18 protein-coding genes, 2 tRNA genes, 1 other RNA gene and 1 pseudogene are annotated in these 23,911 nt (G+C 71.5%); 10 read left to right on the forward strand and 12 right to left on the reverse strand.

Annotation, left to right across the window (positions count from 1 at the left end; translation table 11 throughout):
- Position 1 precedes the first annotated feature (1 nt).
- A tRNA-Gly gene (locus I8N67_RS26370) sits at positions 2 to 74 on the forward strand.
- A 58-nt stretch (positions 75 to 132) separates the two neighbouring features.
- Here I8N67_RS26370 and I8N67_RS26375 read toward each other — a convergent pair.
- The 6 genes from I8N67_RS26375 to ffs form a co-directional block, all read right to left on the reverse strand.
- Positions 133 to 1,032 carry a phosphoribosylaminoimidazolesuccinocarboxamide synthase gene (locus I8N67_RS26375; RefSeq protein ID WP_200306238.1) on the reverse strand — a complete coding sequence of 300 codons (900 nt, stop codon included), beginning with the start codon at positions 1,030 to 1,032 and terminating at the stop codon, positions 133 to 135.
- Between the two features lie 227 nt (positions 1,033 to 1,259).
- A complete protein-coding gene (locus I8N67_RS26380) occupies positions 1,260 to 2,777 on the reverse strand; it encodes a N,N-dimethylformamidase beta subunit family domain-containing protein (protein WP_200306240.1) in 1,518 nt (505 codons plus the stop codon).
- Between the two features lie 292 nt (positions 2,778 to 3,069).
- Positions 3,070 to 5,115 carry a M48 family metalloprotease gene (locus I8N67_RS26385; protein ID WP_200306279.1) on the reverse strand — a complete coding sequence of 682 codons (2,046 nt, stop codon included), beginning with the start codon at positions 5,113 to 5,115 and terminating at the stop codon, positions 3,070 to 3,072.
- A gap of 502 nt (positions 5,116 to 5,617) precedes the next feature.
- Positions 5,618 to 6,871, reverse strand: coding sequence for a phosphoribosylamine--glycine ligase (gene purD, locus I8N67_RS26390; RefSeq protein WP_200306242.1), 1,254 nt, complete (start codon positions 6,869 to 6,871; stop codon positions 5,618 to 5,620).
- A 217-nt stretch (positions 6,872 to 7,088) separates the two neighbouring features.
- Complete coding sequence (locus tag I8N67_RS26395; RefSeq protein WP_200306244.1) at positions 7,089 to 9,605, reverse strand: DNA polymerase III subunit gamma and tau; 2,517 nt, start codon at positions 9,603 to 9,605, stop codon at positions 7,089 to 7,091.
- An 89-nt stretch (positions 9,606 to 9,694) separates the two neighbouring features.
- Positions 9,695 to 9,791: signal recognition particle sRNA small type (gene ffs, locus I8N67_RS26400), an RNA gene on the reverse strand.
- A gap of 118 nt (positions 9,792 to 9,909) precedes the next feature.
- Between ffs and I8N67_RS26405 the strand changes: the two genes are divergently transcribed.
- From I8N67_RS26405 to I8N67_RS26420, 4 genes are all read left to right on the forward strand, one after another.
- Positions 9,910 to 9,997 (forward strand) — tRNA-Ser (locus tag I8N67_RS26405).
- A 298-nt stretch (positions 9,998 to 10,295) separates the two neighbouring features.
- The gene (locus tag I8N67_RS26410; RefSeq protein WP_200306246.1) at positions 10,296 to 12,731 is read left to right on the forward strand and encodes a helicase C-terminal domain-containing protein; all 2,436 of its coding nucleotides are present in this window, start codon (positions 10,296 to 10,298) and stop codon (positions 12,729 to 12,731) included.
- A 70-nt stretch (positions 12,732 to 12,801) separates the two neighbouring features.
- A complete protein-coding gene (locus I8N67_RS26415) occupies positions 12,802 to 13,017 on the forward strand; it encodes a type II toxin-antitoxin system VapB family antitoxin (protein WP_200306248.1) in 216 nt (71 codons plus the stop codon).
- Positions 13,014 to 13,436, forward strand: coding sequence for a PIN domain nuclease (locus I8N67_RS26420; RefSeq protein ID WP_200306250.1), 423 nt, complete (start codon positions 13,014 to 13,016; stop codon positions 13,434 to 13,436). The genes I8N67_RS26415 and I8N67_RS26420 overlap by 4 nt, the downstream gene beginning before the upstream one ends.
- Before the next feature lie 259 nt (positions 13,437 to 13,695).
- Here I8N67_RS26420 and I8N67_RS42910 read toward each other — a convergent pair.
- A pseudogene (locus I8N67_RS42910) lies at positions 13,696 to 13,911 on the reverse strand (site-specific integrase); the annotation flags it as partial.
- A gap of 62 nt (positions 13,912 to 13,973) precedes the next feature.
- Here I8N67_RS42910 and I8N67_RS26425 point away from each other — a divergent pair.
- The gene (locus I8N67_RS26425) at positions 13,974 to 14,297 is read left to right on the forward strand and encodes a transposase (protein WP_200306252.1); all 324 of its coding nucleotides are present in this window, start codon (positions 13,974 to 13,976) and stop codon (positions 14,295 to 14,297) included.
- Positions 14,234 to 14,869, forward strand: coding sequence for an IS3 family transposase (locus I8N67_RS44670; RefSeq protein WP_372443806.1), 636 nt, complete (start codon positions 14,234 to 14,236; stop codon positions 14,867 to 14,869). The genes I8N67_RS26425 and I8N67_RS44670 overlap by 64 nt, the downstream gene beginning before the upstream one ends.
- 189 nt (positions 14,870 to 15,058) lie before the next feature.
- Here I8N67_RS44670 and I8N67_RS26435 read toward each other — a convergent pair whose 3' ends face one another.
- The 3 genes from I8N67_RS26435 to I8N67_RS26445 form a co-directional block, all read right to left on the reverse strand.
- Complete coding sequence (locus I8N67_RS26435; RefSeq protein ID WP_200306255.1) at positions 15,059 to 15,460, reverse strand: PIN domain-containing protein; 402 nt, start codon at positions 15,458 to 15,460, stop codon at positions 15,059 to 15,061.
- Positions 15,457 to 15,705, reverse strand: coding sequence for a hypothetical protein (locus tag I8N67_RS26440; RefSeq protein ID WP_058850160.1), 249 nt, complete (start codon positions 15,703 to 15,705; stop codon positions 15,457 to 15,459). Before I8N67_RS26440 ends, I8N67_RS26435 begins: the two co-directional genes overlap by 4 nt.
- A gap of 228 nt (positions 15,706 to 15,933) precedes the next feature.
- Positions 15,934 to 16,245, reverse strand: a complete 312-nt coding sequence (locus I8N67_RS26445) for a hypothetical protein (RefSeq protein ID WP_200306257.1) — start codon at positions 16,243 to 16,245, stop codon at positions 15,934 to 15,936.
- A 265-nt stretch (positions 16,246 to 16,510) separates the two neighbouring features.
- On the opposite strand from I8N67_RS26445, the gene I8N67_RS26450 reads away from it, so the two are divergent.
- From I8N67_RS26450 to I8N67_RS26460, 3 genes are all read left to right on the forward strand, one after another.
- Positions 16,511 to 19,318: an SCO1167/SCO6262 family helicase gene (locus I8N67_RS26450; RefSeq protein ID WP_200306259.1), complete on the forward strand. Its 2,808-nt coding sequence runs from the start codon at positions 16,511 to 16,513 to the stop codon at positions 19,316 to 19,318.
- The gene (locus I8N67_RS26455) at positions 19,315 to 20,550 is read left to right on the forward strand and encodes an SWIM zinc finger family protein (protein WP_234046311.1); all 1,236 of its coding nucleotides are present in this window, start codon (positions 19,315 to 19,317) and stop codon (positions 20,548 to 20,550) included. Before I8N67_RS26450 ends, I8N67_RS26455 begins: the two co-directional genes overlap by 4 nt.
- 196 nt (positions 20,551 to 20,746) lie before the next feature.
- A complete protein-coding gene (locus tag I8N67_RS26460) occupies positions 20,747 to 21,205 on the forward strand; it encodes a plasmid pRiA4b ORF-3 family protein (RefSeq protein WP_234046312.1) in 459 nt (152 codons plus the stop codon).
- Between the two features lie 79 nt (positions 21,206 to 21,284).
- Here I8N67_RS26460 and I8N67_RS26465 read toward each other — a convergent pair whose 3' ends face one another.
- Both I8N67_RS26465 and I8N67_RS26470 read right to left on the reverse strand, forming a co-directional pair.
- Positions 21,285 to 21,695, reverse strand: a complete 411-nt coding sequence (locus I8N67_RS26465; protein ID WP_200306266.1) for a roadblock/LC7 domain-containing protein — start codon at positions 21,693 to 21,695, stop codon at positions 21,285 to 21,287.
- Positions 21,696 to 21,706: 11 nt separating this feature from the next.
- The gene (locus tag I8N67_RS26470; protein WP_234046313.1) at positions 21,707 to 23,695 is read right to left on the reverse strand and encodes a sensor histidine kinase; all 1,989 of its coding nucleotides are present in this window, start codon (positions 23,693 to 23,695) and stop codon (positions 21,707 to 21,709) included.
- Between the last annotated feature and the right edge of the window lie 216 nt (positions 23,696 to 23,911).

Consider the following 23,911-nt stretch of genomic DNA (forward strand, 5'->3'; position numbering starts at 1 on the left):
CGCGGACGTAGCTCAGTTGGTAGAGCGCAACCTTGCCAAGGTTGAGGTCGCCAGTTCGAACCTGGTCGTCCGCTCGTGAAAGAAGGCCCCGGTCATCGCGACCGGGGCCTTCTTCGTGTGCCTGTCGCGGCACTAGCTCCAGGTCAGGCCCGTCAGACGCTCGTACGCCTCCACGTACTTGGCGCGGGTGGCGGCGACGATCTCCGCGGGGAGCGGCGGCGGGGGCTGCTCGCTCGCCCGGTCCCAGCCGGACTCGGCGGAGGTCAGCCAGTCGCGGACGAACTGCTTGTCGAAGGACGGCTGGGCGTGGCCCGGCTCCCACAGATCGGCCGGCCAGAAGCGGGACGAGTCGGGGGTGAGGACCTCGTCGGCGAGGACAAGGGTGTCCTCCTCGTAGCCGAACTCGAACTTGGTGTCGGCCAGGATGATGCCCCGGTCGCGGGCGATGTCCCGGGCCCGGGCGTACACGGCGAGGGTCGTCTGGCGCAGCTGGGCGGCGGTCTCCGCGCCGACCTGGCGGGCCACCTCCTCGTACGAGACGTTCTCGTCGTGCTCGCCGACGGCGGCCTTGGTGGCCGGGGTGAAGATCGGCGCCGGCAGCTCCGAGCCGTCGACCAGGCCCTCGGGGAGGGCGAGGCCGCAGACCGTACGGGAGTCGTTGTACTCCAGCAGGCCCGAGCCGGTGAGATAGCCGCGGGCGACGGCCTCCACCGGGACCATCTTGAGCGACTTGCAGATGAGGGTGCGGCCCGCCCAGTCGGCGGGGGCGCCCGGTGGGAGTTCGCTGCTCAGGACGTGGTTCGGGACCAGGTCGGCGAGCTGGTCGAACCACCAGAGGGACAGCTGCGTGAGGACGCGCCCCTTGTCGGGGATCTCCGTCGGCAGCACCCAGTCGAACGCGGACGTTCGGTCGCTGGCGACCATCACGAGGTCGCCCGCCTCGTTCTGGTACAGCTCGCGCACCTTGCCGGTGTGCAGATGCACCAGGCCCGGAACCTGAACAGGCTCGGGCTTTTCTACGAATCCGGACACGGTTCCTCCCCGTGGTGATGTCCAATGGCCTGATTGTCCCGTACACCGGGATCGATCTCGGACAGAGGGTGGGGCGCGCGAGTCGGGGGGCGCGGGGCGGGGGGGCCGGGTGGTGCGCTCCGGCGCCTCGGGGTGGTCGGAGAGGTGCCTCGGTCGCGGTGGGCGGAGAGGTGCCTCAGTCGCGGTGGGCGGAGAGGTGCCTCAGTCGCGGTGGGCGGAGAGGTGCCTCAGTCGCGCTTGCAGATGCGGTCCAGGAGGTTCGCGGTGGCGCGCTGGACGCGGGTGTCGACGTGGCCGGGGCGGTCCAGGGCCGGGGACCAGGCGAATGTGCCGGATGCGAAGACCCAGGCGCCGGAGGGGGCGCGGTAGAGGGAGGTCTCCTGGTGGCGGACGACGTCCTCGCTGTCCCTGTACGGGGAGTGGGCGAGGAGGATGCGGCCGTGGTGCTCGGGGAGCGGGGTGCGCGGGAAGTAGCGGTCGGCCTCGCCCGCGACCATGCCGGCCAGCTCGTCGCCCTCGTGGGCGCCGGTCGCGTCCCAGAGCCAGTGGTCGGCGTTGCGCACGACCAGGGGGTGGGGGTCGGGGACCCGGCCCGCGTACTGGATGCCGATCACCTGCTGTTCGGGGCGGTCGATCTCGCGCCAGAGGGCGGGTTTGCCGGGGCCCCGGCGTTTTCGGCAGGTGAGGAGGCGGTCGGGGACACCGGACGGGGACGGGCTCAGCTCCACCTGCCAGTACATGCTGTTGGAGGAGAGGAAGACCAGCGAGGTGCCGGTCTCGCGGGCGATCTCGGTGGTCCGGCGCATCTGCGGCGACCAGTACTCGTCGTGGCCCGGGAAGACCAGCCCCCGGTAGCGGGTCGGGTCGACGCGGCCGGAGTGCAGGTCGCGGGCGTCGGCGTAGGCGAGGTCGTAGCCGTAGCGCTCGGCCCAGCGGATGAAGTCGTAGGCGTGGCCGACGTGGAGGGGGAGGCCGGCTCCGGCGTACGGGCGGTCGAAGGAGACCGTCGTCGCCGCGTCGGACTCGCCGAGCAGCCGGCCGTCCTCGTCCCAGGCGTGGTAGAGGCTGGCGCCGGTGCGGCCGTCCTCCGGGTACAGGTTGTACGCCTGCCAGGTGATGTCCGGCAGCACGAGCAGCAGGTCGGCCGGGTGGTCGTCGCGGACGGTGAACGGCACGTGGGAGCGGTAGCCGTCGGCGGTGGTGAGGACCGCCACGTACGCGCCGGCGTTCCAGTAGTTCGGGATCTGCAGCCGCCAGGACAGCCACCAGTGGTGGCAGGAGACCGTGCGGTCGGCGGTGAGGGGCGGCGGCTGGACGATGCCGGCGAGGCGGGGGCTGGTGGTGATCTTCGCTGCGCCGTCGCCGCTGTAGTGGCCGATGCGGTAGATGTCGACGCCGAATTCCTGGGGCGGGTCCACGGTGATGTGGAAGTCGATGGACTCGCCGGGTGCGGCGACGCCGGTCGCCGTGAACCCCTTGATCTGGCGCCGCACGTCGTCCGCGGAGCGCGGGCCCGACGAGGAGCGCGGGGCGGGGACGCGGGCGCCCTTGCCCGGTGCGCCCTTGGCCGCCGTGCCGGATTCGGGCGGGCCCGGGTCCAGATACCAGGGCACTACTTGGCCGGTGTCGTCGAAGTACGTCACATTGCCCCGTAGCCAGGGGACGGGACCCAGGCCGAAGGGGTCCGTCACGGCGTGGGCGAGGGCGCCCGATTCCCAGCGGCGGATGTGTTGCTCCGAACCCATGAGTTCTCCCCTCCCTCGTCCCCCGTGAACTGACGCAAGCCCTTGCTACGTACGCGATCGGTCCCAGCACATCACATTACGCACGCGCTCCGTCACCGTTCGTCGCTAATTGGCAGGAGTGGAACGGGGGGCTCCGGGTGGGGAGTTGGGGAGGGTGGGTGGTTCGGGGGGCGGTGGGGGGGGGTGGTTCGGGGGCGGTGGGGGATGGTCGGGGGCGGTTGGTGGCGGGCGGGGGTGGGTGCTGGCCGGCCGGTCGGGTGCCGACAGGTCCGTCACGTGCCGTCAGGTTCCGTCAGACCAGGCGGACCGGTTTTTCGGGGCGGACGCCGAGGGTGCGGAGCCAGTCACGGAGGGGGGCGGGGTCGCCTTCCTCGACGAGGGTGAGGACGCGGGGGGTGAGGTCGGCGGCCCGTTCCCCGTGGACGAGGAGGGAGGGGCCGTCGAGCCAGTCGAGGCCGGGGGTGGCGCCGGCCGTGTCCATCGCCGCGCAGCAGACCATCGCGGTGACGTGATCCGCCAGCAGTTCGCGGCCCGTGCGGGGCGGCTGCATCGGGAACAGTGGCAGCAGGCCGTCGTCCCACAGGTCCCGGTCCGGGCCCTGCGCTTCGGCGCCGCCACCGGCCGCGCCTGGCCCGGCGGCCGGGGCCGCCGCCTCCTCCCGCGCCAACTCGGCGGTGAGGCCTGCGGCGAGGGCGGCGGAGTGGGCGTTGGTGAGGCGGGGTTCGTCGTCGTCCTCGTCGTGCGCGGCGTGGCCGTCGTGCGCGGCGTGGCCGTCGTGCGCGGCGTACTCGCCGGGCTCGGGGTTGTCGGGGGTTCCGGGGGCCTCTGGGGTGTCGTCGGCGTGAGGGGATATGTGGTGCTGGTCCGGTTCTTGGTCTCGCTCTCGGCCTCGGTCTTGGGCTCGGTCTCGGTCTTGGGCTCGGTCTTGGGCTTGGGCTCGGTGGCGGTCTTGATCCTGGTCGTGCTCGTGGGTCTGTCGGCTCTCAGAAGCCGTCAGGTGGTCCAGTACGCGGGCCAGGGTCGGGCCGCCGGGGGCCGGGCCGTTCGGGTCCGTGCCCGTGCCGCCTGTCCTGTGGCGGACGCCCAGCGCGTCCAGGACCCGGTGGAGGCGGGCCGCGTCGGTACGCCATTTGCGGTCGACGACCTCGTCCGGGTACTCCTGCCAGTCGACGGGGGCCCAGTCGGGGCCGGACTCGGCGGGGCCGCCGTGGAAGAGCCGGGCGGCGAGGAGGGACGCGGCCTCGTCGATCGTGCCGGGCTCTTCGAGGAGGTCGCAGGCGGGGCGCTCGCCGAGCCGGGAGGCGAAGCCCTCGGCGAGGCGGTCGCGGCGGGACAGCTCGGTGAGCGCGGCGACGACACCCGCGTCGAGACGGGACGGCCAGCGGCCCATCCGCCAGGCCGGCAGCGCCACCCGGGTGAGGAGGCGGTCCCAGCCCGCGTAGGCGAGGCCCACCTGCTCCTGGGCGACGATCCGCAGACCGTAGTCCACAGCCTGTGCGCGCTCGGCCGCGGCTGCGGCGACCCCTCGCTCCATCTCGGCCGCGTGCCCCCGGCAGCCGCGCAGCAGCAGCCGGGTCACCCAGCCGACACCGGCCAGCACGGTCCGGACGAGCGGACCGCGCGTCGGCGCCGAGGCGACGGCCACGGCGGCGTCCAGGCCGCGTACGAAACGGCGGGCCGCGGCTATGTCGGGGTGCGCGGACGGTCCCGTACCCGCGACGACGGGTGCCAGCACCGCCCGTAGCTCACCGACCCGCATCCACCACAGGAACGGTGAGCCGATGACGAGCACGGGGGCGGTGGGGGCGCGGTGGCGACGGGGCGAGGACAGCCCGGACGACAGGCCGCGTACGCCGGTCATCTCGTCGTGGGATCCGTCGGCCGAGGTCGGTGCGGGGATGGCGGGCGGGCGGGGGGCCGGCGGGGCGTGAGCCGGGTGGGTGCGGTCCTCCAGCCAGCTGTCGCAGTCCGGCGTGAGCGCTATCGCGGAGGGGGGCGGGACGTCCAGGCGGTCGGCGAGATCCCGCACCAGCCGGTAGAGGTCGGGCGCGGACTCCTCGGCGATCGCGACCGTGGGGCTCACGGCGGGCCGGGCGCGGGCGACGACGAGGGAGATGCCGGCGGCGGCGAGCAGCACGACGGCGGCGATGCCGGACATGATCCAGCTCGCCACGGACCAGCCCCGGCCGGTCAGGTGGCCGGTGGACCCACCGGCCAGGAGGACGACGGCGACGGCCGCGGGCAACAGGGCCACGGCCAGTGCCCTGCTGCGGACACGCAGCACGGCGAGGGCCCTGGCGCGCGCGGCCTGCGCGCCCGCCTCCTCACCACCTGCCATACCGGTCACGACCCGACGTCACCCCCTGCTGTCCCGTGCGGCGCGCACCGCGACGACTGCTCGTCACTGACGACTGCTCGTCACTGAGGTCGCCGCCGAATGCCCTGACGTTGCTCACTCCCCCACTGTGGCACCCACCACTGACATCGCAATGCCGGTGGGCCAAGTGCCGGAACGCTTGCGCCGCACCCTAGTTGGGGCCCAGGCCGTCGTCAGCCGGATGGACCATCGCTCACTCGATGGAATGGCTTTGGGGAGAGGTGGATGACGCTGGGCAAGGATCGGGCCCCGGATTCCGACGGATTTTCCAGGGGTTGTGGGGGTGTCCGAGGGATTCCGGGGCCTGAGGTTCGTACCCGTTGCTGGTGGTTCGTATGCGGATGTCAGGAGGGGGTGCGGAAGGCCGTGGTTGCGCGGAAGGTCACGGTTGCGCGGCAGGGGCGGCCGTCGGCCGGTCACGCCCTGTCCGGCGGCCGGAGACCGCCGGCCTCCGGCCGGGCCGTCACGCCTCGGCGGCCGCCTTCGCCGCGATGTCCATACGGTGCTGGGAGCCGTCGAGGTCGATGCGGGCGACGGCGGTGTACGCGCGGTCGCGGGCCTGGGTGAGATCCTTGCCGGTGGCCGTGACGGACAGGACGCGTCCGCCGGCGCTGACGACGTCGTCGCCGGCGCGCTTCGTACCGGCGTGCAGGACGTACGCGTGCGGCGCGTCCACGGCGGCCACCTCGTCGAGGCCGGTGATGGGGTCGCCGGTGCGCGGGGTGCCGGGGTAGTTGTGCGAGGCCACGACCACGGTGACGGCCGCGTCGTCGCTCCAGCGGAGGGGTTCGAGGTCGGCGAGGGTGCCGTTGGCGGCGGCGAGCAGGACACCTGCCAGCGGCGTCCTGAGGCGGGCGAGGACGACCTGGGTCTCCGGGTCGCCGAACCGGGCGTTGAACTCGATGACCCGTACGCCGCGGCTGGTGATGGCCAGGCCCGCGTAGAGCAGGCCGGAGAAGGGAGTGCCCCGGCGGCGCATCTCGTCGACGGTCGGCTGCAGCACGGTCTGCAGGATCTCGTCGACCAGCTTCGGGTCGGCCCACGGAAGGGGCGAGTACGCGCCCATGCCGCCGGTGTTGGGGCCCTCGTCGCCGTCCAGGGCACGCTTGAAGTCCTGCGCCGGCTGGAGCGGGACGACGGTCACCCCGTCGGTGATCGCGAAGAGGGAGACCTCGGGGCCGTCCAGGAACTCCTCGATGACCACGCGGCCACAGGCGAGCGCGTGCTCGCGGGCCTCGGCGAGGTCAGCCGTCACGACGACACCCTTGCCGGCCGCCAGCCCGTCGTCCTTCACGACGTACGGCGCGCCGAACGCGTCCAGCGCCTCGTCGATCTCGTCGGGGGTCGTGCAGACGTACGAGCGCGCGGTGGGCACAGCCGCCCCGGCCATGACCTCCTTCGCGAAGGCCTTGGACCCCTCCAGCCGCGCGGCCTCCCCGGAGGGACCGAACACCGGGATGCCCGCGGCGCGCACGGCGTCGGCGACACCCGCGACCAGCGGGGCCTCCGGCCCCACGATCACGAGTCCGGCCTCCAGCCGGGTGGCCAGCGCGGCCACGGCGGCGCCGTCAAGCGCGTCGACCGAGTGCAGCTCGGCCACCTCCGCGATGCCCGCGTTGCCGGGCGCGCAGTGGAGCGCGGTGACGTCGGGATCGAGGGACAGAGAACGGCACAGCGCGTGCTCACGAGCACCGCTACCGATGACGAGGACCTTCACGGGGTCAGCCTAACCGGAGGGGGCGGGTGACTTTGTGGGGGCTTCCGAAGAGGGGGGTGGTGAGGGTTTGTGGGATCACACGAACGGGCTCCCACGAAGGGCTCTCGCGAAGGGCTCTGACGAACGGACCCCCATGAACGGACTCCCATGAAGGCGCTCGCCCGAGCGGTCTCGCGGCGGCGCGGCTTTACGGTCGGCGCGACGCCGCCCTCGCTCGCTACTGCTCGTTCGCGATCTCGTCCACCACCGTCGCCCCCAGCTCCCGCACGATCAGGTCGTGCCCGGAGAGGGCGGCGGACTCGTCGAGGTCGGGGTCGTCGTCCTCGGGGGTGTCGTCCTCGGGGGAGACGGGCGGGGGCTCGGGGGCCGGGGGTGGTGCGAGGGGAGACGAGGCGGACCGGGCGGACTGGGTCGACTGGTGCGGCGCGGCCGGGGAGGCCGGGCGGGGCGCCGGGGCCGAGGGCTGGGCCGCGGCGGGGCGGGCCGCCGGGGCCGGGGAGCTGCCGTAGCCTCCGCCCGCGCCACCGCCTCCGCCGTATCCGCCGCCGTAGCCACCGGCGGCCGGAGCGGGGGCGCCGTAACCGCCGGGGGCGCCCGGCGGCGGGGCCGAGCCGCCCGAGGTGTCGATGACCGCCTCGATCTTCCAGTGCACGTTGAACTGCTCGGTCAGCGCCGCCCGCAGGACGTCCTCGCTGCCGCTGCTCGCGAAGTTGTCCCGCGCACCCGAGTTGACGAAGCCGATCTGCAGGGTCGTGCCGTCGAACCCGGCCACATGCGCGTTCTGGCTGAGCAGGATCCAGGTGAATCGGCGGCGGTTCTTCACCGTCTCCAGAATGTTCGGCCACAGCACACGCGGGTCGGGCCCGCCGGGGGCCGGGGTGTGGGCGGCGGGAGCGTGGGTCGCCGCCGGGGGACCGGACTGGGCATACGCCCCCGGCCCGCCCGATGCGGCAGGCGGGGCGGGCGGGGGTGGTGCGGCCGGGCCGGGTGCGGAACCGGCCGGGGCCCCGGGCGCGGCTCCGCCACCGGCGGGCGCGGCCGTCGGCCACCCACCGGGCCGCCGCCCACTGCCCGCGGCGGCGGGGGTGGGCCAGGAGCCGGGGGCGGATGCGGGGGCGGGTGCGTTGGCAGGTGGCTGGGCGTGGGGCTGGGCGCCGGGGTTGGCGTTCGCGGGAGCGGCGGGCGCGGCGGGCGCGGGCGGAGGGCCGGTCGCGGCGGCCGGGGCGATCGGCGGTGCCTCGTGCGGGGCAGCCGGAGCCGCCTCGGCGGGGGCGGGGGCGCCTTCGACGCCGTACGCATCCGGACCCGGGCCTGGTCCCGGACCAGGCCCGGAACCTTGACCCGGACCTGAAGAGGGACCCATGCCCCCCCGAACCGCAGCCCGAGCGGCGGCAGGCCCGCCCCCCGCCGGAACCTGTGGCGCATGCGACGCCTGTTGCATCTGCTGGGGAGCCTGAGGAACCTGGGAAGCCTGCGGAGGCAAGCCGCCGCCCATGGGCGGCGTGGCCGCTCCCCCATGCGCGTCGGGCCCGGGGACGTACCCCATGGCGGGCCCGGCGCCGGGCCCGGCGAAGTTCACCCCGCGCTCCAGCCGGTCGAGGCGGGCCATGACGGACCGTTCGTCGCCGTAGGTCGCGGGGAGGAGTGCGCGGGCGCAGATCAGTTCGAGCTGGAGGCGGGGGGAGTTGGCGCCCCGCATCTCGGTGAGTCCCTCGTTGACGAGGTCGGCGGCCCGGCTGAGCTCGGCGGCGCCGAAGACGCCGGCCTGGGCCTGCATCCGCTCCACCACATCGACGGGCGCGTCGATGAGCCCCTTCTCGACTGCGTCGGGCACGGCGGCCAGGATCACCAGGTCCCGCAGCCGCTCCAGCAGGTCGGTCACGAACCGCCGGGGATCGTTGCCCCCCTCGATGACGCGGTCCACGACCTCGAAGGCGGCGGCCCCGTCCCCCGAGGCGAAGGCCTCGACGACCGAGTCGAGCAACGACGCTTCCGTGTAACCGAGGAGGGACGTGGCCATGGCATACGTCACGCCGTCGGCGGTCGCGCCCGCGAGCAGCTGGTCCATGACCGACATCGAGTCACGCACGGACCCGGCCCCGGCCCGCACGACCAGCGGCAGGACGCCTTCCTCGACCGGGATCGCCTCCTTGCCGCACACCTCGCCGAGGTAGTCCCGCAGCGTGCTGGGCGGCACGAGCCGGAAGGGGTAGTGATGCGTACGGGAGCGGATCGTGCCGATGACCTTCTCGGGCTCGGTGGTCGCGAAGATGAACTTGAGGTGCTCCGGCGGCTCCTCGACGACCTTCAGCAACGCGTTGAAACCGGCCGACGTGACCATGTGGGCCTCGTCGATGATGTAGATCTTGTACCGGCTTCCGGCGGGCCCGAAGAAGGCCTTCTCGCGCAGGTCACGGGCGTCGTCCACACCACCGTGCGAGGCCGCGTCGATCTCGATGACGTCGATGGAACCCGGCCCGTTGCGCGCCAGGTCCTGGCACGACTGGCACTCCCCGCACGGCGTCGGCGTGGGCCCCTGCTCGCAGTTCAGGCACCGCGCCAGGATCCGCGCGCTGGTCGTCTTGCCACACCCACGCGGCCCGCTGAACAGGTACGCGTGATTGACCCGGTTGTTCCGCAGCGCCTGCTGCAGCGGGTCGGTGACATGCTCCTGCCCGATGACCTCGGCGAACGACTCCGGGCGATAGCGGCGGTACAGCGCGAGAGACGACACGCTTACGAGGTTATAGGCGCCCACTGACAACACGGACCGCCCCGGGACGAGACGAAAGGGGGCATACCCGTGGACATGGGTCCCAAGACAGCAAAGACCCCTCACGCACCCGCCAGAGCCAACTTACCCTTGCTGCCTTCCGGCCCTGGGGGAGTTCAGTCAGATAGCGCCGCGTGAGGGGCTGCCCCCAGCCTACCCGATCCCCAGGGGCCCCCGGCCCGCCTCCCCGACCTGCCACCCCCCTTGATCACCCGACCCCGAACGAGTTCGCAACCACCCTCCATCGTCATGTAATGTTCCCGGCGGAGGATTCGCCTAGTGGCCTAGGGCGCACGCTTGGAAAGCGTGTTGGGGGCAACCCCTCACGAGTTCGAATCTCGTATCCTCCGCCAGTGCCTCACCGGGCACGATGTCGAAGGGCCCCACCGTTCGCGGTGGGGCCCTTCGTCGTGCGTGGTTGCAGTTTTGGTTGCGTTTATATACGCCTATTAAGGATATTTCGCGAGCGGGTAGCTCGCGCCTTCTCCTGCCGCCGGGCACCTCCCGCAGGACGAGCCCGGCGGGGGGCGGTGCCCCGGACTCTGTCTTCGTACGGCATCCGCGGATCATGGAATTGCGCCATCCTTGACCTTGGCGCCGATGCGGCTTCGGCCCGCCCGTGACGTTCCCCGTCTGTCGAGGTGCACCTTCATGAAGTCCCGATCGACGCTTGCGACTTGGCTGAGCGAACTCGACGGTTCCCGCCTGGCACGCGTACTCGCCATGCGAAAGGACGCAGCCTCCTCTCCGGAACCGCGATCGGTGGGAGAACTGGCGGACCGTCTCCAACGTCCGGGGTCCGTGACACTCGCCCTGCCCCAACTCACGCTGCCGTGCTTGCAGGCCGCCGAGGCGCTGGCAGCCCTGGGAGCACGAGCGACCCGGGACAGCCTCGCGGAGTTGCTCGGCTCGACATCTCCTGCGGCGGTACACGCGCTGGACGCGACCCTGGAGGCGCTGTCGGATCGGGCGCTCGTGTGGCACGACGGCAACGGGACCCTCCGTATGCCGACGCCCTTGCGGCAGGCGTGGGACACGCCACTCGGACTCGACGCCCCGCTGGAAGAGCTGCTGGCCGGCACCACCTCGGAGGAACTGCGCGGCATGCTGGCCATCCTGGGTATCAAGCCACCCGGCACCAAGCAGCAGCGGCTCGCGGCTCTGGTGGAGCATCACAGTGACGCGGAACGGGTCGTCGCGTTGGCGGCCGGGGCACCGGCGGCCACACGGAAGTTGCTTGAGCAGAGCGCCAGGTCCACACCGCGTCAGTCGCTGTTCGTGGTGTTCGGGGATCCTGGCCGCGACCTCCAGCCAGGCGCCCGATGGGCACTCGACCGCGGGCTTCTGCTCCAGAACCGTCACCGGTACGGGCCCGTCCGGATGCCGGTCGAGGTGGCCCTGGCTCTACGGGGCCCCGATTGGCACGCTCCGTTCGAACCTCTGCCGCCCGTCACACAGCTGGTGCCCGTCACCTCCTCGGAGGTGGAGCGGGAGGCCGCGGTGGCCGCCACCTCGTTCGCGGCCCAAGCCGCCTCCGTCCTTTCGGCGTGCGCGACAACTCCACCGACCCGGCTGAAGTCGGGCGGGATCGGCGCGCGTGAACTGGCCCGGCTCGGCAAGGCAGCCCAAGCGGACGACGCCGTCGTACGCATCGTTCTGGAGACCGCGTACGCCGCCGGACTGCTGGCCCGCGACGGCGATCGTGTACCCCCCACCGAGGCGTACGACGCCTGGGCCGAGCAGGAGCCCGCAGAACAGCTCGCCGTACTGCTCCGGGCATGGCGGGACCTGCCACTCACCCCCACCCGGGCCCGCGACGAAGACGACAAGGCGCTTCCCGCGCTCGCCGGTACGCCTGACTGCGGCGGCTGTCTGCAGGCCCGCCGCGGGCTGCTCACCGCGGCTGCGGGGCTCCCGGCAGGACAGGGTGTGAAGGTCGCTTCGGAGCTGGGGCCGCTCGTGGCCTGGCACCGTCCGCTCGCCGACGACGTCTCGCCCGAGGACACGGCAGCGTTCAGCACCGTGATCCGCGAAGGCGAACTGCTGGGCGTGCTGGCGCGGGGTGCGCTGTCCCCGCTCGGCGTCCACCTGGCGGCCCACGCCGATGAAGAGCTCGACATCACGGCCCGGAGGCTGCTGCCCCCCGCGACCACGACCGCCCGGATCGGCGCCGACCTCACCGCCGTCGTCACCGGCACCCCGTCCGCTCGACTCGCGGCGCTGCTGGATTCGACGGCCGACCGGGAGACCAGTGGCACGGCGTCGGTATGGCGCTTCAGTGCCGGCAGTATCCGCCGGGCTCTGGACGCCGGCCGCACCCCGGACGACATCACGGCCGGCCTGGCAGCCGCCTCCGCCACGGCCCTGCCACAGCCACTGACCTATCTCATCGCCGACACCGCACGAGGTCACGGACGGGTGCGCATCGCCCCCGCCGCCTGTGTCATCCACGGCGACGAACCGGCGCTCCTGGCCGAACTCGCCGCCCACCGCGCACTGTCCAAGCTCGCCCTGCGGCAGCTCGCCCCGACGGTCCTGATCAGCGGCAGCCCACCCTCGGCGACTCTCGCCGCGCTCCGTGCCGCGGGCTACGCCCCGGTCGCCGAGACCGCCGGGGGAACCGTACGCATCGAAAAGCGCCTGCCACAGAGGGCCGCCGCTGCCGTCCCGCCCCCGCGAGGGAACGTCGGGCGGCGCGGCCCCCGGACCACCGCGACCCACGCCTCGAAGATGCCGATCGACGCCGGGACGGACGTGGACGTCCTGGCCGACCGGTTGCTCAAGGCACCGCCGAACGCCCCGGAACCCGACCCGTTCGGCAGCGGGGTGCCTTTCGCGACGGACACCGAGGAAATCGTCTCCGGGTACGCGAAGCGGCTGTCGTACAGCGACGTCCGCCAGCTCGCCCATGCCCTCGACGCCGGTACGGCCATCACGGTCGAATACGTCGCCGCCTCAGGAAGCCACACCGTACGCACCCTCAGCCGCCTCGCTCTCGACCCGCCCTATCTCGACGCCTGGTGCCACCTGAGGGACGACGAGCGTGTCTTCACCCTCTCCCGGATCCACAGCGTCATGCCCGCGTAGACCGCGCGTACAGCGCATCCCGGGTCAGGCGGGATATACTCTCGTCGATACTTGATACCTGGAGGTACACATGAGTCGAACCGTGATCGATCTCGACGACGAGCTCGTCGCAGATGTGGCGAAAGCCCTGGGGACGGGCACCAAGAAGGAGACCGTCAACACCGCGCTGCGCGAGGTACTGGAGAACCGGCGCCGCGCCCTGGCCCTCACCCGGCTCCGCGCCGCAGCCGACGACGGCGCGTTCGACCTGGAGCTCTTCGAGGACAAGGGAAATTACCGGCGGTGAACGCAGCGCAGTTCCTGATCGACACCAGCGCACTCGCGCGCTTCCTCCACGGGAACGCGGAGCAGTACGGCTGGGACCAGGCGGCAGCAGCCGGGCTCATCGCCACATGCCCGATCACAGAGCTCGAATTCTTCTACAGTGCCCGGTCGGCCGCCGACCGGGCACGCGCCATCGAGGACATGCGCTCGATCTTCGGCTGGGTTCCCGTCGACGACCGCGCCTACGACCGTGCTTGGCAGGTTCAGGAGGCCCTCACCAAACAGGGCAAGCATCGCAGCGCCGGCGCGGTGGATCTCGTCGTCGCCGCGACGGCCGAGCTGCAGGGGCTCACCCTCCTGCACCGCGACCACGACTTCGAATGCATCGCCGCAGTGACCGGGCAGGCCCTCCAGTGGTACGGGCCCGAGCCAGGCAAGTAGCCCGCGCCTGGTTGCAGTTCTGGTTGCGTTCACCGGCGTACGGCGCCGTTCAGGAGGTCCGCCCGCACCCGTTGCACCGCAGGTCAGGACGCTCGCGCACACCGACGGACCCCCAGACGAACATTTGGAAAGCGTGTTGGGGGCAACCCCTCACGAGTTCGAATCTCGTATCCTCCGCCAGTGCCTCACCGGGGACGATGTCGAAGGGCCCCACCGTTCGCGGTGGGGCCCTTCGTCGTTGTCCGTCTCAGTTTCCGTCTCAGTTCGTTTTCGGGAGTTCCCACAGAGCGTCGCCGACTTGCTGCGCGACCTTGCGGAGCATGGTGCCCGTCACGTGCATGTACCGGGCCCGCATCCGGGCCGCTCCTCCAGGCTCCCAACCCGTGATCGAGTCGATCACGACGTCAGGGACGCCGAGGATCAGCAGGACGGTCGCGGCGGTGTGGCGAGCGTCGTGGAGACGGCCGTCCCTGAGGTGACTCCCGTGGTGTGGACACTCCGACAATGGATCTTGCAGATCCAAGGGAAGGTGTCCTGGTGGGACGTAGGTCTCCGTATCCGGAGGAGTTCAGGAACGAGGCGGTGGCGTTGTACCGCGCGGCGGGCGGGAAGCGCACGTACGCGGCGGTCGCGGCGGATGTCGGGGTGACCGGCGAGAGTCTGCGGAGCTGGGTGCGGCAGGCCGACGAGCAGGCGGGCCGTGGTCACGTCCGCAGCGACCGAAGTGGGGAGAGCCGGGATGAGGAACTGGCCCGGCTGCGGGCGGAGAACGGCCGGCTGCGCAAGGCCGAGAAGGAATGGGAAATCGAGCGGGAGATCCTGCGGCGGGCGGCGGCCTATCTCGCGAAGGGGATGAAGTGAAGACCCGCCGCTGGGACTTTGTCTCCGCCCACGCCGAGAGCTTCGGTGTCCAGCGGATATGCCGGGTTCTTCAGGTCTCGCGCTCCGGCTACTACCGGTGGATCGCCGGTGCGAGGGCCCGACTGGAGCGGCAGGTCGCCGACGACAACCTGGTCGCGGAGATCCGCGAGGTCCACACCACGCACAAGGGCACCTACGGAGTAAGGCGTGTCCATGCCGAGCTGCGGGGCTTTGGGCACACGGTCAACCGCAAGCGTGTCGAGCGGTTGATGCGCCTGAACCGGATCGAGGGCCGCCACCTGCGTCGGCGCAAGCGCACTACCGTCCCGGGCCGGCTCGCACCGCCCCGCCTGAACAGGCGAAACGAAGGGCTGGGCCGCTCTGTGCGGTCCAGCCCTTCGGCATGCCTTGGTTACAGTTTCGGTTGCATTTATAGGCGATATTTAGGACATTGCCCCAAGCGGGAGAGCGCACGCTCACGTCCCATGGGGCGATCGGCGCAGACTGCGGGAGCCACACCATCTGACGGGATACGTCACGACGGTTACCGGCCGCCAGGACCCCCACGATGAGTTGGCCGTCCTCAACGGCGTAGACGAAGAGGCAGTCGCCGCCCTGAGCCGCCAGCAGGCGTTGCACCGAACGCAGTCATGCCTCCGCATCCGTCGATGCCTTGTTCGCCCATCACGGGTTGGCTTGCGGCGACTCCGGTCTCGGCGGATCCACGTGGATCTGTCCATGGTCCCGGGACGATGTCGCGGTCATAGCCCGATCATCCGGACCTTGCCGCCGCATAGCCGGGTCATGTCATCGACATCCGACGTGAGGATGGCGACCGGGCCAGGCTGACGCAAGGCCGCTTCCGCGACGGTGGCGTCGATCGCGTACCTGTGTCCGTGCAGACCGGCACCCTTGAGCAGTTGTGCCGCCGCCTTGGCCGCTGCCTCCGTGATCGGCTCCACCTTGACCCGGGAGAGCGCCCATTGCAGTCGGGGCAGGTTCACCCTGGCGTGGCTCACCTCCACGATGGTGTTGGCGCTGACGACAAGGTCCGCTCCCAGGTCGTGGAACACCTGGAACATCGCCAGAACCTTCCGGTCCTGCGCCACCCAGGCCGACAGCCCCTCACTGTCCAGGACGACGGTCTCGATGTGCCCGCTCACGCGGCGCTCGCCCCGCCGGCGGCCGACGTCGTACCGAAGATCCGCGCCCGCGCCTCGGCCAGCTCTTCCTCACTGAAGGCCCCGTGCTCGTCTGTGTGGCTGCGCAGGTCGGCCCCCAGGAGCTGGTGCCGGATCTGCCTGGCGACCGCTTCGGCCACGTAGCCGGAGATGTTGTCCGTGATCTTCTTCAGCTCCGCCACCTGCTCGGTGGGGAGTGTCACCGTGATGCGTGTGGTGTCAGCCATAGCCGCAAGCATACTGCGGTATGCGCGCTACGTGTTGTCTGTTTCCCCGCAGTCCGGTCCCCGCAGTCCGGTCCCCGCAGTCCGTTCCCCGCAGTCCGGTCCCCGCAGTCCGTTTCCCCGCGGTCCGGTCCCCGCAGTCCGTTCCCCGCAGTCGGTCCGGTCAGCGGCAGTCGGGGCGACTGTCCGTTCGGGCAGGGGCTCAGCTGGGCAGTTGTACGACGCGCCGGTTCAGCGGGCCCAGTAGCGGTATGCCTCGATCCATTGCGAGCCCTCGGGGGCGGGTTCCGGCAGCGGCAGGTCCAGAATTCCGATGTCCTGTCGGACCGACCCCCGGGCACAGCGTGCGACCACGCGTCCGTCCTCGGCCAGATCGACACCGACCACGCTCACCTCGACGCCGAGAACAGTCGTGGTGAATGGCACGGCAAGGCTCTCCTCGATCATCGTGAAGAGGCCGGTGAGCTGCTCATCCTCGCCGTAGGCGTCGACGGTGGCCTCTTCGATCAATGCCTCCAGCGCGGCTGGGGCCCAGGTGCTCATCGCCTCACCGTAGCGGTGCACCGTAGGGTTGAGGACCGGTGTGTTTCAGTAGCGGCGTATCCGTCGTGGCGCCGTCGCCAGCAGTCAAGCCAAGGCCCGTGGTTGCCAGCGTGTGACCTTGCCTGGTGGGGTTCGGTAGTGAGCGGCCCAGGGTAGGGTCCGGTAAGCGACAGGGCGGAAGAGAGTGGCACGAGTCGTCGTACGAGAGCCGAGTACGGGCGCGAGGAGCGCACCGCCGCTGGCCCGGCAGGAAACATCCGCCTTCGTGAGGGAGCTGCTCGGCGCCGGCTGGGCGGCGGTGTTCCTGCCCGGTGAGCCCGCCCGCCTCGGGCGGCTGCTGCTGTGGAAGCCGACCGGGGCAGCGGCCGGAGACAGTATGGCGCCCGCCGGCCTTGAGACCGAGGCGGTGGAGCTGGTCCTGCCGCACGGCCGCTCGGTCAGGCGGCGCAGGGTCGAGGGTTACGCGGTGCCTGTCGCCGTCGCTGTCTCCGCCCTGGCCGATGCGGAGCCGACGCATCCCTCCGGCGTCGCCTGGCAGGCCGCCACTCGCTTCGCGCTGCGGTTGCTCGCCGACGGCCGCCTCCACCCGGCCCTCACCCCCGCCGGTTACGACACCTGGCAGGTGGGTCCCTTCACCGCCGCCCAGCGCCAGACGCTGGACGCCCTGGCCGCCGCCTTCCCGCCACACGCCCACTGCCTGCCCGAGCCTGGCCCTGCTCCGGTACGGATCGCCGAACCGGCTGCGCTGGTACGCCAGTTCTGCGACGCGGTCGCCGATGATCTGGTCCGTACGCCGGCTGCACCGCTCGCCATGGGAGCGCTGCCGTACGCCTGGCGCGAGGCCCGCGCCGTGCCCACCTTGCGTGAATGGGCCGAGGAGACCCAGGCGGCACTCACCGCCGACGTCGGTGTCTCCCTGCGCGTCGACGTACCCGAAGGACGCCGACGGCAGTTCCGGGCCGTCCTGCAACTGCACACCGCGGCGGACCCGGCGCTCGTCATCGAGGCCGCACGACTCTGGAGCGAGCCGACCGAAGTGGAGCGGCTGCTCGGCCCACGCACCGAGACCGAGACACTTCTCGCCCTGCGCCGCGGCGCCCGCGCCTGGCCCCCGCTGCGGAGGCTGCTCAACGATGCCGGTCCCGATCAGCTCCGGTTGACCGACGACGAAGCCTTCGATCTCCTTGGGGACGCGACGGACGCACTGCGCACGGCCGGTGTCGACGTGCACTGGCCGCGCGAACTGGTCAAGGCGCTCACCGCGACCGCGGAGATCGGGCAGCGCACCGCCCCCGGTTCCACAGCGGGCGGCCTGCTGGATACCGAGGCCCTCCTCGACTTCCGCTGGCAGGTCTCCCTTGGCGGCGAGCCGCTCACCGAGGCCGAGATGGATGCTCTCGCAGAGTCACGCCGTCCCCTCGTACGGCTTCGCGACCAGTGGGTGGTCGCCGACCCGAAGCTGGTGGCCCGCGCCAAGCGCCGCCGGATGGAATCGCTCACCCCCATGGAGGCGTTGAGCGCCGCGCTGACCGGCGAGACCGAGCGAGACGGTGACCGGGTCCCCTGTGCGGCGGTCGGTGCGCTCGGCGACCTGGTCACTCGTATCCGCGATCCGGAGTCCCGCACCCCCGTGCCCCAGCCCGCCGCCCTCAAGGCCACGTTGCGCGAGTACCAGAAGCGGGGCCTGGCCTGGCTGGCCGAGATGTGCGCACTCGGCCTCGGCGGCTGTCTCGCCGACGACATGGGCCTGGGCAAGACCATCACCTTGCTCGCTCTGCACCTGCACCGCCAGAGCGACCCCACCACCGCGGGCCCCACCCTTGTCGTCTGCCCGGCCTCCCTGCTCGGCAACTGGCAGCGCGAGGCCGCCAGATTCGCACCGCTCACCCCTGTGCGCCGTTACCACGGCGGCGACCGCCACCTCAAGGACCTGGCCGGCGACGAGATCGTCCTGGTCACCTACGGGGTGCTGCGCCGCGACCGCGAAGTGCTTGCCGAGACAGCCTGGTCGCTGGTGGCCGCCGACGAGGCCCAGCACGTCAAGAACCCCTACGCCGTCACGGCCCGCGAACTGCGTGCCCTGCCCGCCCGCGCCCGCGTCGCTCTCACCGGCACCCCCGTGGAGAACAACCTCTCCGAGCTGTGGGCGCTGCTCGACTGGACCACCCCCGGGCTCCTCGGCTCACTCACCGCCTTCCGTGACCGGCATGCCCGCGCCATCGAGGCGGGCTCGGATCCCGAGGCAGCCGAGCGCCTGTCCCGTCTCGTACGTCCCTTCCTGTTGCGCCGCAAGAAGTCCGACCCCGGCATCGCGCCCGAACTGCCGCCCAAGACCGAGACCGACCACGTCGTCCCGCTGACGGCCGAGCAGACCAGCCTGTACGAGGCACAGGTCCGCGAGACCATGGCGAAGATCGCGGAGTCCGAGGGCATCGCCAGGCGCGGTCTGGTACTCAAGCTGCTCACCGCGCTGAAGCAGATCTGCAACCACCCCGCCCAGTATTTGAAAGAGCACAGCCTGCGCCAGTCCACTCCCCTGCGGGGCCGCTCCGGCAAGCTCGACCTGCTCGACGAACTTCTCGACACCATCACCGCCGAAGGCGAATCCGTGCTGGTCTTCACGCAGTACAAACAGATGGCGGCTCTGCTGGAGAAGCATCTCGCCGAGCGCGGCCTCCCCACTCTCTTCCTGCACGGCGGCACCCCCGTCGCGCGGCGCGAGGAGATGGTGGACCGCTTCCAGCGCGGTGAAGTGCCGGTGTTCCTGCTGTCGTTGAAGGCGGCAGGCACCGGACTCAACCTCACCCGCGCCACTCACGTCGTGCACTACGACCGCTGGTGGAACCCGGCCGTCGAGGACCAGGCCACCGACCGCGCCTACCGCATCGGCCAGGACAGACCCGTCCAGGTGCACAAGCTCCTCGCGGAGGGAACCGTGGAGGACAAGGTGGCGAAGCTGCTCGAAGCCAAGCGCGCCCTCGCCGACGCCGTCGTCGGCTCCGGCGAGGCAGCCCTGACCGAACTGTCCGACGCCGACCTCGCCGAACTCGTCGCCCTGGGAAGGCAGTCATGAGCCCCGCCGTCCCCGGCCCGCGCCGTGCGCCCGCCCGCGGCAAGCGAGCCTTCGCCGCGACCTGGTGGGGCCAGGCATGGGTGGCCGCCCTGGAGGACTCCACCCTGGACGCGGGACGGCTCTCGCGCGGACGCACCTACGCCCGCAAAGGCATGGTCGGCCCGGTCACCGTCGCTCCGGGCAAGGTCAGTGCCGCTGTCCAGGGCAGCCGTCCGCGCCCGTACCGCTCCTCAGTCCACCTGCCCATCCTCACCGGCCCTCAGTGGGACACCCTGCTCGGCACGATCGCGGCCCGCGCCGGACATCTCGCGGCACTTCTCGACGCCGAGATGCCCGCCGAACTCGTGGACGACGCCCGGCACGCAGGCGTCCCACTGCTCCCCCTGCCCACCGAGCTCGATCCGGAGTGCTCCTGCCCCGACTGGGGATACCCCTGCAAGCACGCCGCCGCGCTCTGCTACGCCATCGCCGCCACCATCGACACCGACCCCTTCGTGCTCTTCGCGCTGCGCGGCCGCGGTCGCGAGGAGGTCTTCGCCCAGCTGCGCGCACTCCGTACGACAGCACAGGAGACGGCCGCCCCACCGGCACCGGCCGGCATCCCGGCCGCCGCCGCGTACGCCCGCTGGGCCGAAGAGCCCCCCGAACTGCCCGAACTCCCGGAACCCGCCGCCCACACCACAGCACTGCCCGTCGCCCCGCCACCCGGCACCGGCCTGGCCGCCGCGGACCTGGAACACCTGATGGCCGACGCCGCCGCGCGCGCCGCCCGGCTCCTCGCGGGCCACACCACCGACCTGCACCTGACCCAGCACCAGGACGCCGTCCGCATCGCCGCAGCCAACCCCGGACCCGAGTGGGTCCACCACCTGATCCAGAACACCGGCACCAGACCCACTGCCTTCGCACGCCTCACCCGCGCCTGGCGCTACGGCGGCCCCACGGGCATCACCGTCGCCGAACAGCCCTACGCCCCCGACCCGACGGTGATGAGGGCCACCCACGCCGCCCTGGACGCGGCGCTCGCCGAGATGACCGACTCCCCCACACGCCTCCGAACCTGGCGCAACCGCCTCACCCTCACCCACCACGGCATCCAGCTGCGTCTGGGTCCCGACGCCCGCTGGTACCCCTACCTCCAGGACGGCGACGGCGAATGGTGGCCTGCGGCACCAGCCGACATTGACCCGGTCACCGCGCTCACCGCGGCCTGGTCGCAGAACGGGGAGTAAGGAGGCGACTCTCCGCTGCCCAGGAAGCACGAACAGAAGCTGGACACATTCACGCTGCTGCACTGCCGTGGTTGCACTTCTGGTTGCATTCACCGGCGTACAGCACCGTTCAGAACCCCCGCCCTGACCAGCTGCACCGCAGGTCAGGACATTGCCGTACGCCCCAGAACCCCCAGACGAACATGTGGAAAGCGTGTTGGGGGCAACCCCTCACGAGTTCGAATCTCGTATCCTCCGCAGCCGCCTGAACAGGCGAAACGAGAACCCCGGACCGCTCAGCGGCCGGGGACCGATCCGGTTCCGCTACCGTCCCGACGACGAACTCGGATTCTGCGACGAGCACACCGCCACGCTGACCGCCCTGCTCAAACTGGGCGCCCACTGGGGTCACCTCGTCCCTGTGGAGCAGTTCCGGACAGCCTCAGCCGGGCTTCACTATCCGCACTGCGTGGACGGTGCCGGGGCGTGCCCGCCCGAGGACTGCGGCGGCGGACCCGGCTACAGCGATCTCAAAGTGATCCTCGCCGACCCGGCGCATGAGGAACACCACGCCATGCTGGTGTGGCTCGGACTTCGGTCCGCCACAGAATTCACCCCTGACCGTTTCGCGCCGGACGAGGCCAACGCGCGGCTGCTGCGCCTCTCGGCACCATGAAAGACGAGCCGCCCGGCCACGCCACCGTTCGCGGCACGCACTGGTTACGGAGGCAGGGGCGGGCGGCGAACGGGTGGGCTCACCTGGGCGCGGAGTGCAGTTCGCGTACCAAATGCGGGGTGAGCAGCTCGCCGGCGCGGTCGGCGAGGACGGCCATTTCGTAGCCGACGAGGCCCACGTCGCACCCTTCGGCGGCGAGGACGCCGAGGCAGCTGCCGTCGCGGATACGACCGACCATGAGGAAGCCCCCAAGCATTTCGATCATGACGAGCTTCATGCCGTGGAAGCCGTGTGCCGTCGCCGCGTTCTGGGCGAGGCTGGTGATGCCGGAGACGACGGCGGCCAAGTGGTCGGCGCGATCTCGGCCGAGGCTGTCCGAGGCGGCCATGAGCAGGCCGTCAGAGGAAACGGCGACGGCATCGGTGACGCCGTCGGCGGTGCGCACGAACTCCGAGACGAGCCAGCCGAAACTCTGGACGGCGGTGGTCACGATGACGCTCCTTAGGGGTTTCTGGCTTCGGCGCGGGCGACACCTGCTCGGAAGCCGTTGAGCATGGAGGAGACAGCGGGCCTGGCGGGTGGGGGTGAGGTGGAGGGGTCCTCCACGGGGGCGAGCAGGCGCCCGGGGAGGACAAGGAGGGCGGACAGGCCGCCGCCAGGAGTGTCGAAGAGGTGGACTTGAGCGCCTTCACCGAGGCGGTGGGCGAGTCGGCCGACGACGAGGTGGCCGAGGAACCGGGTGGGTGCGGCAACGAGGGCCTCCTCGCCGGAGTCGGAGAGGAGGGCGCCCGCACGTGCTTTGTCGGCTTCGGACATGCCGATGCCGTGGTCGACGACACCGAAGGAGTACGTGTCGTCCTCGGTGTCGTACCAGCCGTGCACCTCGACCGGTTCGGTCGGGGGCGAGAAATTCAGTCCGTTCTCGATGAGTTCGGCGAGGAGGTGGGCGACATCTGCGACGGCGTGCCCACGCACCCGCACCGGCTCCACCGTCGCGATCAGAACTCGACGGTACTGCTCCACCTCTGCGACTGCGGACTGGACGACCTCCAGACCGTCGGCGGGTGCTGCCGTGGGCCTTGGCGGATTCTGCCCGGCCAGGACCAGCAGGCTTTCGGCGTTGCGCCGCATACGGGTGGCGAGGTGGTCGAGTTCGAAAAGCTCGGCGAGGGCGTCCGGGTCGAGTTCCTGCCGTTCCAGGCGGGTGATGAGGCTGAGTTGGCGACGTACGAGGCTCTGGTTCCGGCGGCCGAGATTGGCGAGCGATTCCGTGGTGTTGCGACGCAGGCCGGCCTGCTGGGCAGCCAGCTGGAGGGCCGTGTGTTCCACCTGCTGCAGGGACGCTGTGACCTCGGCGATCTCTGCCGCACCGCCCAGCAGCCGTGCATCGGGGGTGTCCTGCGCGTCCTCCGGCGTCAGGAGCTGAGCAGAGTCCTGCGGGGACTGCTGGATACGGGCGACGGCTGCGGGCAGTCGGCGGCGCGCCACGTCGTGAGCGGTCTCGGCGAGTCCACGGAGCGGGCGCGTGAGCGACCGGGAGGCGACAGCGGCGAGGCCCGCGAGCAGGGCGGCGATGAGCGTGCCCGTGACGAGATAGGCGGCGAGGGCCAGTTCGGCGTCGTGGCTGAGCCGGTCGGCCCGGTCCCGTACATCGTCACCGACCGACTGCTGGACGGCGTACAGATCGTCGACGAGTACGGTCATCGCGTCCCACCAGGTGCGGGCGTCGGCGCGCAGCGGGGAGCCGTCGGCGCCGCCTTCCGCCTGTTCCTCGTAGGCGGTGGCGCGTTCGGCGTCCTCGGTCGCGAAGGCTTTCTCCAGTGCCGCGCGCTGAGGTGCGGTGGCGACCTGCCGGAAGCGGGTGAGGGCGGCGACGCGGGTGGCTCGCACCTCGGTGAAGTCGATGTACGCACGGCCGTGGAAGGCGCCTTGGGCGAACACACCGTTGAGGAGCCCGCGTTCGAGGGCGACGGACTCCTTGGCGGCGGCCAGCTCGCGCAACGCGGCCAGCCCGTCGCGCAGTTGGCGGTCGGCGCCGGTCGCGGTCTCCGCCACCGGATCGACGGCGTTCAGGGCGTTGACGGCCCTCGTGTAGAAGGTGAGGGTCGCGGCCTGGCCGGCGGTGCCTCTGTCGGCGGCGGCTCGGATGCCGGCGAGACGCCGCAAGTGCCGCTGGACGACGTCCTCGACGGCGCTTTCGCTGCGCATTCCGCGCAGTGCCGTGTCAACGCGCTTGCGCGTGGCGGATAGCGGTGGGCGGAACTCCTTCTCACCACCCAACAGGCCGTTGGTCAGGCCGCGTTCGCGCTGCAGCTGGTGCACCAGGGCCTGGACGCGCAGGCTGAGGCCGACCTCGGCACGGGTCGTCCGGGCATCGCCGAGGGCCTCGGCGCGGCCGTGCACGGCGAGACCGGCCACCGCCAGCACCAAGCAGATCGGGACCGTGATGACCACCGCCACCCGGCCCCTGATGCTGCGCCAGCCAGGCATCGGCCGTCGCCCGGGAGCCGTTCGGCCCCCGTGGCGGCGCACTGAACCACCCTTGCCGAATCTGCCCTTGCCGATCGCGGCAAGCCTGCCGCGCAGCGGCCGAACGGGCATCCACACCCTCATGTCACGAAGTTAGTCCGTCCGCCGTAGCGGCCGGTTTCCTGCCTGTTAGACCGCGTGGGACATTCCGTTGGGGCCTGTCGATGAATTAGTGGG

The sequence above is a fragment of the Streptomyces adelaidensis genome (assembly GCF_016598475.1).
Classification (GTDB): Bacteria; Actinomycetota; Actinomycetes; order Streptomycetales; family Streptomycetaceae; genus Streptomyces; species Streptomyces adelaidensis.